Origin of the sequence: Alloalcanivorax marinus (assembly GCF_016785095.1) — a bacterium.
GTDB lineage: Bacteria > Pseudomonadota > Gammaproteobacteria > Pseudomonadales > Alcanivoracaceae > Alloalcanivorax > Alloalcanivorax marinus_A.
In genome coordinates this window covers 329,803-341,676 of record NZ_JAEKJB010000010.1, presented here as the reverse complement: position 1 = coordinate 341,676, position 11,874 = coordinate 329,803, and the positions used below count along the sequence as shown (strand labels likewise).

Below are 11,874 nucleotides of genomic sequence, written 5' to 3'. Positions count from 1 at the left end.
GCCGGTCAGGCCAGTACCGACAGCGCCGGGCGTAGCACCGCTTCCAGGGTGGCCCGCCGTGGTTGAGCGCGGGCCAGCACCCGTATCCCCATCAGAATACCCAGCAGAAAACGGGCCAGCTCCCGGGCCGGGCGCTGGTCGGAGATGCTGCCGTCCTTTTGCCCGGCGCGCACGCAGCGCCAGAAAAACGCTTCCAGCTCGGCCAGTTGTTCGTTGACCGCCTGTTGCAGCTCCTCATCCTCCGGCGCCAGTTCCAGCGCCGAATTCACCAGCAAGCAGCCCTTATGATCCTGATCGTCCAGGGAGCGCTCGATGATGTCCTGCAGAAACACCCGGATCGCGCGGGCCGGGGGCAGGGTGCCCTCCAGCTCACGGATGCGTTGCAGCGAGCCGTGCCGGGCGTAATGCGCCAGCACCCGCCGGTAGAGGGCCCGTTTATCGCCAAAGGCGTTGTACAGGCTGGCGCCGGTGAGGTTGGTTTCGGCGGCCAGATCGCGCATCGAGGTGGCCTGATAACCGTGCCGCCAGAAGCAGCGGGTGGCCGCGTCCAGTACCTCGGATTCGTCGAATTGTCGGGGCCGGGCCATGGTCGCTCCGTTCTCATGGGGTGGCTGAAGAGTGGCATGGCGATGCCGTTCTGTCTATTCTAGAACGGTCGTTACAAAACACATCGAATGCCGACGGCCCGGGAGGCCCCATGATCGATTTCTATTTCCATCCCACCCCGAACCCCGCCAAGGTCGCCCTGATGCTGGAGGAGACCGGCCTGCCATACCGGCTCAAGCCGGTGGATACTCGCAAGGGCGAGCAGCATGAGCCGGCCTTCCATGCCATCAATCCCAACGACAAGGTGCCGGCCATCGTCGATCATGACGGGCCGGATGGCGCCCCGGCCCGGCTGTTCGATTCCAGCGCCATCATGTTGTACCTGGGTGAGAAGAGCGGCCAGTTCCTGGGCCGCCCCGGGGATCGCCCGGAGCTGCTGTCCTGGTTGTTCTTCATCGCGTCCGGGCTGGGCCCGTTCTCCGGCCAGGCGGTGCACTTTCAGCACGCGGCGCCGGAGCGACTGGAGTACGCGGTGAACCGCTACCGGCGCGAAGTGCAGCGGCATTACCAGGTTCTGGAGGAACGCCTGGAAGGGCGCGAGTACCTGCTCGGTGACCAGTACTCGATTCTTGATATGTCCGCCTGGGGCTGGCTGGAACGGGCACCGAGAGTGCTGCCCGGCGACGACGATCCGCTGGCCGCCTGGCCGCGTCTGCACGCGCTTTACCAGCGCGTGGACGCGCGTCCAGCGGCGGCCCGGGCCAAGGCTCTGGACACCCGCCACGATTTCAAAACGGAGATGGACGAGCAGGCTCTGCGTGCTTTGTTTCCGTCCAACTACCCGGCGACCTGAAGGCAGGACGCGGTCGGGTTAGCGGTCGAGCGTGGCGAGCAGATCGGAGCTGTTCGCGAAGGCACCAAAAATACCGCCTTCGCGTTCCAGTCCCCGGAAAACCGCCTCGTGCAGCTCCGGCCGGGCGGCACCGCACACGTCTTCCAGCACCAGGCAGTCGAAGCCCCGGTCATTGGCTTCGCGCAGGGTGGAGGACACGCACACGTCGGTGGTCACGCCGGTGAGAATCAGATGGCGGATGCCGGCGCGCCGCAGCAGTTGCTCCAGATCGGTGGCGTAGAAGGCGCCGTTGCCGCACTTGTCCACCACCGGTTCGCCGGCCACCGGCCGCAGGGTGTCGACGATTTCCCAGCCGGGTTCACCGCGTACCAGCAGCCGCCCCAGCGGGCCTTCGCTGCCGATGGCGGCGCCGGCCCGTTGCGCGCGCCGCTGCTTGGTGTCGTTCAGGTCGGTGAGATCCGGGCGGTGCCCCTCCCGGGTATGGATCACCAGCAGCCCCGCCTGACGGGCGGCGGCGAGCAGCCGGCGCGCCGGCTCCAGCACCCGGCGGCCATGGGTGATGTCCTCGCCGAGCCGGGCGAAATAGCCGCGCGGGTCGAGGAAATCCCGTTGCAGGTCGATCATCAGCAAGGCGGTGTCCGAGGTGTCCCAGCGGCCCGCCAGGGGCCAGGCATAGGGCCGCGAGGCGGACAGGGGGGCGAAGCCGCTCATTGCGCCTCCAGCCAGGTGGTCGGGAAGCGCAGTTTGACGTTGTCGGGATTGCCGATCACGGTGCCGCGTCCGGTTTCGATGCCGACGAAGCCGGCATCCGGCACGCCGTCGCCGAGCAGGCCGTGGTCGAAGGCGAACCCGGTGATCTTTTTCTGCGTCCCGGCGAACTCTTCGCCACGAACCAGCTCGCGGCCCTGCTGCGCGGACAGAAAATCGATGGTGCTTAGTTGATTGCGGGCGCCGTCCTTGTCGGTGTTCAGGGTGGCGGCGGTGAAGCCCATGAAATCCCCGTGCCGTGGATGGTCGGCTTGCAGCAGGGCGGCGGCTTCAAACCAGGCGCCGGCGATGGCGCGGCCCAGGTCCGGATTGTCGGCGAGGGCGTCGGAGCGGGCGATCATCACGTCCAGCAGTTCGCCGTGGATGTCCGAGGAATCGAACACCAGGCTGGTATCCGGATACTGGGCGAGGATTTCGCTGAGCTGTGGTTTCCAGGTGGCCACCGCTTGGGTGTCGGCGGCTTCGAAGACACTGGCGATGTCCGCGTCGGAGGTGTTCACCACGGTCACGTCCTTTTCCTCAAGCCCGACGCTGTCCAGGGCCCGTACCAGCATGTAGTGGGAGCCGGACAGTTCCACCAGATTGATCGGCAGCCCTTCCAGATCGGCGACGGTCTTGCCCTTGCCCCGGACGACGATGCCGTCACTGCCGTTGGACGTGCTCAGCGGCATGATCACGGTGGTGTCCACGCCGCTGGCGGCGGGGATGGTGAGGGCGTCCAGGGACATGGCGATGACCGCGTCGAACTGGCCCAGGGAGAACTGGGTGATCGCTTCGATGTAGTCGTTCATCTGCACGGCTTCCAGATCGAAGCCATAGCGGTCTCCCCACTTCTTGAGGATGCCGGTTTCGTCGGCGTAGGCCAGGGGCATGGAGCCGGCGTACAGGGTCCAGGCCACGGTGTAACGTTCGCGGGCCTGGGCCGGTTGCAGCACGGTCAGGGCGAGCAGGGCGGCGGCGAGGCACAATCTCGAAGTGCGTGAAAACAACATGACATTTCCTTGCGTCGGTCAATGTGTTTCCAGCTTATGGGTGCGTCGCCGGGCCTAACATGACGGATCGCGCACGTTTACGTGCGCGCCGGCGGCTCACCGGCCAGCAGTCGACCGGTGAAGTCCTTGATGATCGGGCGCTCCAGGCTGTCCGGATGGGTGGCCAGTTGCAGTGTCGTGTCGCGCTGGTAGCGGCGCGGGTCGAGACGTACCAGCTCGCCGTCGGCGACCCAGCGCCGGGCGTAGTGGCCGGGCAGGAATCCCACGTAGGCGCCGGACAGAATCAACGCCGCCACCGCTTCCAGGCTGGCGGTGAAGGTGATGCCTTCCCGGTCCGTCTGGTTCAGCAGCGCCAGCTCCTGCTCGCGCAGGAACCGGCGCGAGACGATGCGCGAGCAGGCAAGGGCAATGTCGGGGCGGTCGACGTCGACCGCCGCCGGGTGGTCCGGCGCGGCGTAAAGGTAGTCGGTTTCCCGGTACAGCGGCTGGTAATGCAGATGCTCGTTGGGACTTTCGAAGATGCCGATGGCCAGGTCGAGCCGTTTGTCCTGGAGTTGCCGTTCCATTTCTTCCGGCGCCAGCACTTCCAGATTCAGCTTCACCCGGTCCCGGTCCGGCGCCTGGAAGCGTCTCAGGGCGGGCAGGAGCGGGCAGGCCGGGTCGGTGATGATATTGTCGATGATGCCCAGTTTCAGGCGGCCAGTGGCGACACTTTGCAGGCTCTCCACGGTTTGCTCGAAGCCGCGCAGGGAGGTGAACAGGCGCTGCGCCTGACGGTGAACGGTGGCGCCTTCCGGTGTCAGCCGGAACCCCTGCCGGCCGCGTTCGCACAGCCGTACGTTGAGCCTTTGTTCGAGTTGCGACAGCGCCCGGCTGATGGTCGAGGAGTCCTTGTTGAGAATCGCCTGGGCGTTGGCGACCCCGTTCGCCTCGACCACGGCGAAGAACACCCGCAACAGATTCAGATCGGAACCGGCCAGGTTCATGATGTGCTCCAGGCCGCCGGGGGCGGTGCGTTCAAGGCCACCACCTGACCATTCAGGTCGGTGATCTGACGCGCCATGTCGGTCAACAATCCCAGGATCATGGACGGGTTGGAGCGGATCAGTGACCGGAACTGATCCGCCGGAACCTTTACCGCCGCGCAACGGCTGCGCGCACGCACGGTGGCGCCGCGCGGCGCGCCGGTGAGCATGGCGATGGCGCCGAGCACTTCGCCGGCGCCCACGCAGCCCACCACCACGTTGTCCACCAGCACCTCCGCCTGCCCTTCGAACAGATTGAAAACGCCGTCCGCCGGCTCGCCCTGGCGAATGATGTCGTCACCGGGGTGGAAGTAGGCGAAGTGTGAGCGGGCGTGGGCATCCTCGGGGATCCGCGCGGCCAGCAGCCGCAGGAACAGGGCCTGGCGGGTGATCAGTAGCTCGCTCCAACGGCGCGCCCGTGCCGGCTCGGCGAGCAGTTCGTCGAGCACCGCCGGGTAGTCGTAGCCGGCCAGCAGCACCGCGCCGTCGCTCTGATGGACCAGAGCGTTTTCCGGGTCCGGCAGGATCACGTCGCCTTCGTCCCACAGCAACAGGCGGCGGTCCCGGTAGCGGGCCAGCAGCGTGCCGCCACGCACCACGTAGAGCCGGTCCGGGCGCCAGCCCTGGTCTCGCGCATCGCGACCGGCGGCCAGGGGCAGGGTGGTGGCGGTGGTGCGCAGGCCCTGCATCAACTCATGGCCTAGCTGTTTGTACTGACGGGCCAGGCCGGTGAGTCCGTCAATGGGTTCACCCAGGGGAATCATGGCGTACTGCCTTCTACTGCGTCGTAGCGTGAACAGACCCTAAGCAGACATTGTGCCACCTTGATGAATCCGCAACAGTACGCATTGAAATGAGAATGATTTCCGTTTAGATTGATGGGCTGCCGGCATCCGCCGGCATTTTCAGACCGGTGTTCGCAACGCCGGTGTTTGCAAAGAGGGGCGCGCATGGATCGGGTGGTAACGTGAAATACGCCGATAGCAAGCTCAATGCCTATCTGGATCACCGGGCCGCCCTGGTGGATTATGTCACCTCCATCACCGGCTGCCGGGCCCGCGCCGAGGACGTGGTTCAGGATGCCTTCCTGCGTTTCGTGCCCGATGGTGGCGGGGTTTCCACGCCAAGCACCTCCGGCATCGCTTATCTGTATCGTATCGTGCGCAATCTGGCCATCGACCTGACGCGCCGTTCGGCCATGGAGAGCCGCCACCAGAACGAGGAAACCGTGGAGTGGCTCAAGCCCCGGGCGGAAAGCAGCCCGGAGCAGACGCTGCTGCAGCATGACCGGATCGAGAGACTGGTCGCGGTGCTCGACGAGCTGCCCGAGCGCGAACGGGTCGCCATCGAAATGCACCGGGTCGGAGGCTATACTTTGTCGGAAATCGCGCGGCGGCTGGACGTATCCACGGCCACCGCGCACCGCCTGGTTCGCAACGCGGTGGTGCACGTCGCCGCGTCCCTGGAGTAGGGTGAGGAGCCCGAGCCCGGTTTCGCGCCGCGAAGCCCAGCCTGTCCGGATCTGAGATGGAAACTTCCGAAAAGCGCACCTCCGCCCGTGAAGACGGGATGCCGCCGCGGCCCGATGCCGCGCTGTTGCGCCGTGCCACGGACTGGATGCTGCGTCTCGAGGCGGACCCCGACAACCGCGCCCTGCGCCGTGAGCTGGATGCCTGGCTGGACGCCGATGACGAGCACCGCGGCGCCTGGCGGCGGGTGCGTGGCGCCTGGGAGCTGATCGGCGAGGCACCGTCGGAACCGGACCTGTGGCCCGCCGACCCGTCGCCGCCCGCCGCCGCCCGCCGCTACCCACCCATGGCGCGCCTGGCCGGCACCGCGCTGGCCGCCTGCCTGCTGCTGGCGGTGCTGCCCGCCGCCTGGCGGTACTGGCAGGCGGATTACCGCACGCCGGTGGGGGACACCCTGGCGCTGACGCTGAGCGACGGCAGCCAGGTGGTGCTGGGCGCGGACAGTGCCCTGGCGACGGATTTCAGTGACGACCGCCGCCGGGTGCGCCTGCTGGAGGGCGAAGCCTTCTTCGAGGTGGCCGCCGACCGGCGCCCCTTCCTGGTCCAGGCCGGGGATATGCAGGCCAGGGATATCGGCACCGCTTTCAATGTGCGCGCCGACGATCAGGGCTACGCGGTGGCGGTCAGCGACGGCGAGGTGGCGGTGCGTTACCGGGAGGGCGAGCACCGCCTGCTGGCCGGCGACCAACTGGCCCTGACCCGTGACGGCGCGGCCCGTCGCTACCGGTTGCCGCCGGACCGGGTCGCCACCTGGCGCCAGGGACGTCTGTTCGTCCAGGACCGGACCCTGGCGGATTTGGCCGCCACCCTGGAGCGTTACGCCCCCGGCTACATCCTGATCGCCGACGGCGACCTGGCCGCCCGCCGCGTCACCGGCAGCTATGACCTCACCGACATCGATGCCGCCTTGGGCGCCATGGTTCAGCCCCATGGTGGCCGGGTTTTGCGCATTACGCCCCTGCTGCGCATCGTTCTGTAATCGCGATTACACCCGCCCCTGAAAAAACGCCCCGCCTCGTTCGTTGTTCCGGTACTCGTCGCGAAATGCGTCGCATTCACGGTACGTCCGGAGACACGGGAGCATGACACCAACCTTTTTCCTGCCAGGGCGCGGACTCCGCTCCGCGCTGGTCTGGCTATTGGCTTTTTTTCTGCTGCTGACGGCGGGCGCCCGCGCCCAGGAGGACGCCGGCCAGGCCCGGTTCGACATCCCGGCCCAGCCCCTGCCCGCCGCCCTGGACAGCTTTTCCCGCCAGTCCGGCTATCAGGTCTCCGCCGACGCGGCCGATCTGAGCGGCCAGCGGTCCCATCCGGTAAGCGGTGATCTGCCGGTGTCCTCGGCCCTTGACCTGTTGCTGGCCGGCACCGGCCTGAGCTGGTATTTCGGCGCCGGCCGCACGGTGGTGGTGCGCGGGCCGGTGGCGCTGGGCGACGCCCAGATGCTGCCGGCGGTGAAGGTGCAGGGCGATGCCCCCCGCCAGGCCGCCGCCGCGGATCGCCCCTACGCCACCGCCGGTTCTTCCGCCTACATTGGCAAGAAGGACATCGAGCGCTTCCGGGGCCTTTCCGTGGGCGATATGTTCAAGGGCACCACCGGCGTGCTGGTGGCGGAGAACCGCAACAGCGGTGGGCTCAACATCAACATTCGCGGCATGCAGGGCCAGGGCCGGGTGCCGGTGCTGGTGGATGGCGCCCGCCAGGAAACCACCGTCTACCGGGGCTATGCCGGCGTCACCAGCCGCAGCTACATAGACCCGGACCTGATTGGCGGCGTGGAAATCGACAAGGGCCCGACCATGGGCGCCAGCGGCACCGGCGCCATCGGTGGTCTGGTGAGCATGCACACCCTGAACGCCGACGACATCGCCAAGCCCGGCAACGACTGGGGGCTGCGCCTGCGCGGCAGCCTGGTGGGCAACAATAGCGGTTCACCGGCGCCCATTGGTACCCAGGCGGGCTACAACGTGGGCGGTCTGGGCACGCCCTCCCATTACCGCACCGACTGTCAGCCGGGCAGCACCCTGTGCGACGGGCTCTATAACCTGGATAACGCCTACCCGCCGGACGGCTCCATGGACCGCCCCGGCTTGCTGGACTTCGACGGCCATGCCGGCAGCCTGGCGGTGACCCGGCGCCTGGCCGGTGCCGACCTGGTGGCCGCCTATGCCCAGCGCCGCCAGGGCAACTACTTCGCCGGTGAGCACGGCCCCACGCCGACCCTGGATTTGTCCGACCGCATCGACCGGGGCTTCTATACCGAGATCCGGCCGGAGGTGGACGGCGCCTCGCGGGTTCGTGGTGGCGAGGAGGTGGTGAATACCCACTTTGAAAGCGAGTCCGTGCTGCTCAAGACGCGACTTTACCCCAGCGATGAACACACCCTGGATCTCAGCTACCTGCGTTACGACAGCGAATATGGAGAGCTGATGCCCTCGGAGCTGCTGTGGCTGGGCCGCATCAAGCAGACCCGGGCCTCCCGGGTCACCGCCAACACCTACACCGCGCGCTACCAGTGGCAGCCGTTCGATAATGACTGGCTGGATCTGGATTCCCGCCTCTGGCATACCGATACCGAAAGCCGCAACAACAGCTACTCCGACGAAATGCTGGAACTGCTCAACGGACGGCCCGGGACCGAGATCTATCAGCGCTGGGGCGGCGACGTGAGCAACACCACCTCGATACCGAGCCTGGGCGACCTGCAGTTCCGCTACGGGCTCGCCTGGCAGCGCGAGGACGTGGAACCCAAGCGGGATGAGGACGGCAACGGCTTCGGCCTGCGCGACGGAGAGCGCGAGGAAACCAGCGGCTTCCTGGCCATGAAGTGGACCTTCGTGCCCACCCTCACCCTGGACGCCGGCATCCGCTATACCCGCTACGACTCCGGCGACCGCCGGCCCACCGAGGTCAATGACCCGGACAGCGACTTCTGCGTGGACGGTGACGGCGACGGGGAATGCGACCCGCTGTACAACGATTTCAGCGGTTCCGGCTCGGCCCCCATGGCCAGCCTGTTGTGGGAGCCGCTGCGCGGGCTGCAGTTCTTCGCCAAGTATTCCGAGGCCTTGCGCATGCCGAGCCTGTTCGAGACCACCACCGGCTTTTCCGTGGCGGCGGTGCCTGGCCAGCGCATCAAGCCGGAGCGCGCCAAGAACAAGGAGGTGGGCATGAACATCCTCAAGGACGACCTGTTCGCCGGCGGCGACGCGCTGCGTTTCAAACTGGCGTACTTCGAGAACCGCACCGAGGACTACATCACCCGTACCATCCCCAACACCTGGGACGACACCAGCATCGGGCAGAATGGCGCCCTGTTCCGCATCCAGAACCTGGAAAGCGTGGAATTCCACGGCTTGGAGATGTCGCTGGAATACGATCTGGGCTGGGTCTACACCGAACTTGGCGGCACCCGCTACAACGACATCGAGCTGTGCCATGAAGGCAGCTACCGCCGCCAGCGCTGCACCGACTACGGGGTGGCGAGCAGCTACATCAACAACATGATTCCACCCAAATGGCAGGCCAACGCCACCCTCGGCTTCCGCCTGTTCGACCGTACTCTGGAAGTGGGCGCGCGCAACACCTGGATGGGCGCCCGCAACCGGGTGCCGGAATACAACGACCAAACCGCCGGTCGCTTCGCGCGCCCGATTCCCTGGCACAAATATTCGATCCTGGATGCGTTCGTGACCTGGACGCCCAACGACACCCTGTCCGTGGATTTCAACGTGGACAATGTCACCGACGAGTATTACCTGGACGCCCTGAGCCTGGGCATGGTGCCGGCGCCGGGCCGCACCGCCCGGCTCGGTGTCACCGTGAGTTACTGAGGAAGAATTCCACTGGCACCACGAACTCCAGCCGTTGCCCGGCCAGTTCCTTGGGCGGGCGCGGCAGCGGTTCGATGCGGTGGATCAGCGCCAGGGTTTCCCTGTCCAGCAGTTCGTAGCCGGAACCACGGGTGATGCTGGCGGCCAGTACCCGGCCTTCCATGTTGGTCTCGAAACGAAGATAGCTGACACCTTCCTGGCGTAATCGCTGCGCCCGTGAAGGATAGCGCTTGGCCTCGGCGAGTCGGCGCAGCAGGGCGTCGCGCCAGCTTGGCACCTGGTTGAGATCGGCCATCGGGCGCTGCATGCCCTGGCGGGGCGCCGCCGCCTGCTCCGATTGCCGGGCGGCATCCGGCGGCGCGCTGGCGGTTGAGGCCATGGCGTCCCGGGATGCTTTTTCAGGGGAGGGCGGTTGTGCCGCTTGTTCGGTCGGTTGCGGCTCCGATTCGGGCTGAGGTTTTTCTTGCTCCGGCTGAGGCTCTTTCCTCTCCGGCTGAGGCTCTTTCCTCTCCGGCTGAGGCTCCTCCCTCTCCGGCTGAGGCTCCGGTTCGGGCAGCGCCACCTCCGGTTCGGCATGGACCGGAGGCTCCGGGGCAGGGGTAGGGGGCGTGACCGGTTCCGGCGGGGCCGGTTCGGGCTCCGGTTCCGGTCGCGGTTCCGGGGGCGCCGCCCGGGATGCCTGGTTGGCCTGGCTTTCAGGGCCCGGTGGCAGTTCCGTGGGAGTGGCCGGGGAGCTGGCCAGCGGCGCCAGTTCCACCACCATGGCCGCCGGCGGGGCGCTGTCCATCGCCGGCGGCGGTGCCCGCCACAGCCACCAGCCCAGCGGCGCCGTGTACACCAGTGTTACCAGCAGCGCGGAACTCAGCCAGCGGCGGGTATCCGCGTCCAGGCCGCGCTGCCCCAGGCCGGCGCCCAGCATCAGGCTGGGCGGCAGGTCCAGAGGGGCCACTGGCTTGAGCGCCGGCCCCGGCCGGCTCAGGTCATTCATCGCCGGCGCTCCCGCCCGGGCCTTCCCGGGCCACCAGGGCCACCTTCAGATAGCCGGCTTCGCGCAGGCGATCCAGGGTGCCCATCAGGGTTTGGTAATCCACCCGGCTGTCCGCGCGCAGGAAAATTCTCGGGTCTTCGCGGCCACCGCTGGCCGCCGCCAGCGCCGCCGCCAGGCCACCGTCGGCCACCGGGGTCTCGCCCAGGGTCAGGGTGTGGTCCTCGGCCAGGGTCAGATAGAGCGGATCGTCCGGTCGCTCCTCCGGGGGGGCGCTGGCCGCCGGCAGGTCCACCTTGATGTCCACCGTGGCCAGCGGCGCCGCCACCATGAAAATGATCAGCAACACCAGCATCACGTCGATGAACGGGGTGACGTTGATCTCGTGGTTTTCCGCCAGTTCGTCGTCCTGGTCGATGCGCATGCCCATGGCTCAGCCCCCGGCCACCGCCGCCAGGCCACGACGCTGGCGGCTCAGATCCCGGGACACCAGTCGTAGCACCGCCGCCGTGGTGTCGCCCACCAAGGCACGGTATGCCTGGATGCGGCGAGCGAAGTGGTTGTAGATCACCACCGCCGGAATCGCCGCCACCAGCCCCAGGGCCGTGGCCAGCAGCGCCTCGGCGATCCCCGGCGCCACCACCGCCAGATTGGTGGTGTTGGCCTGGGAGATGCCGATGAAGCTGTTCATGATCCCCCACACGGTACCGAACAGGCCCACGAACGGCGCCGTGGCGCCGATGGTGGCCAGCACCCCGGTGCCCCGGCTGGCGCGGCGGCCACTGGCCGCCGCCAGCCGCTCCAGGCTGGCCGCCACTCTTTCCTTGAGGCCTTCTCGGTCGTCCAGGGCGCCGCTGGACAGACGCCACTCCTCCCGCGCCGCTGCCACGAAGGCGCCGTCCGCGCGCGGCTCGATCTCCGCCGCCTCCAGGCTCGGCGCCCCGGCCAGCGCCTCCAGCGCGCGCTTCTGGCGGCGGGTCAGCAGCGCCAGCTCCCGGCTCTTGGCCACCAGCACGATCCAGGTAATCAGCGAGGCCATCAGCAGGCCGATCATCACTGCCTTCACCACCCAGTCCGCCTGCCGGAACATGCCCAGCGGCGTCAGATCATGGGGCAGGGTGTCGGCGCCGGTCCTGGCTGGAGGCGCCGTTGCCTGGGCGTTCTCCGCCGGCGCCGGGGCGGCGGTCGGCTCGCCAGCGTCGCCGCCGGCTGCGTCATTGGCGGTCGTCACGGTCGTCGGTTCGTCGCTCGTCGGGGCCGGCTGGGCGCCGGCGGGCGCCCCGATCAGCAAAAACAGAAAAGCGAACAGCGCGACACCGCGCCGCACCAGACTTCGTTGCAACATG

General features: G+C 67.7%; 12 protein-coding genes. 4 read left to right on the top strand and 8 right to left on the bottom strand.

The window, feature by feature from the left end:
* Positions 1–5: 5 nt before the first annotated feature.
* Positions 6–587: a TetR/AcrR family transcriptional regulator gene (locus JF515_RS15255; RefSeq protein WP_203105308.1), complete on the bottom strand. Its 582-nt coding sequence runs from the start codon at positions 585–587 to the stop codon at positions 6–8.
* Between the two features lie 110 nt (positions 588–697).
* On the opposite strand from JF515_RS15255, the gene JF515_RS15250 reads away from it, so the two are divergent.
* Positions 698–1,399 (top strand): glutathione S-transferase family protein, encoded by a 702-nt coding sequence (locus JF515_RS15250; protein ID WP_203105307.1) that lies wholly within the window; start codon positions 698–700, stop codon positions 1,397–1,399.
* 18 nt (positions 1,400–1,417) lie between these two features.
* Here JF515_RS15250 and JF515_RS15245 read toward each other — a convergent pair whose 3' ends face one another.
* From JF515_RS15245 to JF515_RS15230, 4 genes are all read right to left on the bottom strand, one after another.
* Positions 1,418–2,110, bottom strand: a complete 693-nt coding sequence (locus tag JF515_RS15245; RefSeq protein WP_203105306.1) for a cysteine hydrolase family protein — start codon at positions 2,108–2,110, stop codon at positions 1,418–1,420.
* Positions 2,107–3,159 (bottom strand): putative urea ABC transporter substrate-binding protein, encoded by a 1,053-nt coding sequence (locus JF515_RS15240; RefSeq protein WP_203105305.1) that lies wholly within the window; start codon positions 3,157–3,159, stop codon positions 2,107–2,109. The genes JF515_RS15245 and JF515_RS15240 overlap by 4 nt, the downstream gene beginning before the upstream one ends.
* Positions 3,160–3,236: 77 nt before the next feature.
* The gene (locus JF515_RS15235; RefSeq protein WP_203105304.1) at positions 3,237–4,145 is read right to left on the bottom strand and encodes a LysR family transcriptional regulator; all 909 of its coding nucleotides are present in this window, start codon (positions 4,143–4,145) and stop codon (positions 3,237–3,239) included.
* The gene (locus JF515_RS15230) at positions 4,142–4,948 is read right to left on the bottom strand and encodes a cyclic nucleotide-binding domain-containing protein (protein ID WP_203105303.1); all 807 of its coding nucleotides are present in this window, start codon (positions 4,946–4,948) and stop codon (positions 4,142–4,144) included. The genes JF515_RS15235 and JF515_RS15230 overlap by 4 nt, the downstream gene beginning before the upstream one ends.
* 203 nt (positions 4,949–5,151) lie before the next feature.
* Here JF515_RS15230 and JF515_RS15225 point away from each other — a divergent pair, with 203 nt between their 5' ends.
* The 3 genes from JF515_RS15225 (at position 5,152) to JF515_RS15215 (ending at position 9,543) form a co-directional block, all read left to right on the top strand.
* Positions 5,152–5,655 carry a sigma-70 family RNA polymerase sigma factor gene (locus JF515_RS15225; protein ID WP_203105302.1) on the top strand — a complete coding sequence of 168 codons (504 nt, stop codon included), beginning with the start codon at positions 5,152–5,154 and terminating at the stop codon, positions 5,653–5,655.
* A 56-nt stretch (positions 5,656–5,711) separates the two neighbouring features.
* A complete protein-coding gene (locus JF515_RS15220) occupies positions 5,712–6,692 on the top strand; it encodes a FecR family protein (protein ID WP_203105301.1) in 981 nt (326 codons plus the stop codon).
* A gap of 103 nt (positions 6,693–6,795) precedes the next feature.
* A complete protein-coding gene (locus JF515_RS15215) occupies positions 6,796–9,543 on the top strand; it encodes a TonB-dependent receptor (RefSeq protein WP_238401095.1) in 2,748 nt (915 codons plus the stop codon).
* Here JF515_RS15215 and JF515_RS15210 read toward each other — a convergent pair.
* The 3 genes from JF515_RS15210 to exbB are packed head-to-tail and all read right to left on the bottom strand — an operon-like array spanning position 9,527 to position 11,873.
* Positions 9,527–10,531: an energy transducer TonB gene (locus JF515_RS15210; protein WP_203105300.1), complete on the bottom strand. Its 1,005-nt coding sequence runs from the start codon at positions 10,529–10,531 to the stop codon at positions 9,527–9,529. The genes JF515_RS15215 and JF515_RS15210 overlap by 17 nt on opposite strands.
* Positions 10,524–10,958 (bottom strand): TonB system transport protein ExbD, encoded by a 435-nt coding sequence (exbD, locus tag JF515_RS15205; RefSeq protein WP_203105299.1) that lies wholly within the window; start codon positions 10,956–10,958, stop codon positions 10,524–10,526. The genes JF515_RS15210 and exbD overlap by 8 nt, the downstream gene beginning before the upstream one ends.
* A gap of 3 nt (positions 10,959–10,961) precedes the next feature.
* Entirely contained in the window at positions 10,962–11,873 is a 912-nt protein-coding gene (gene exbB / locus JF515_RS15200) for a tonB-system energizer ExbB (RefSeq protein WP_203105298.1), read from the bottom strand.
* Between the last annotated feature and the right edge of the window lies 1 nt (position 11,874).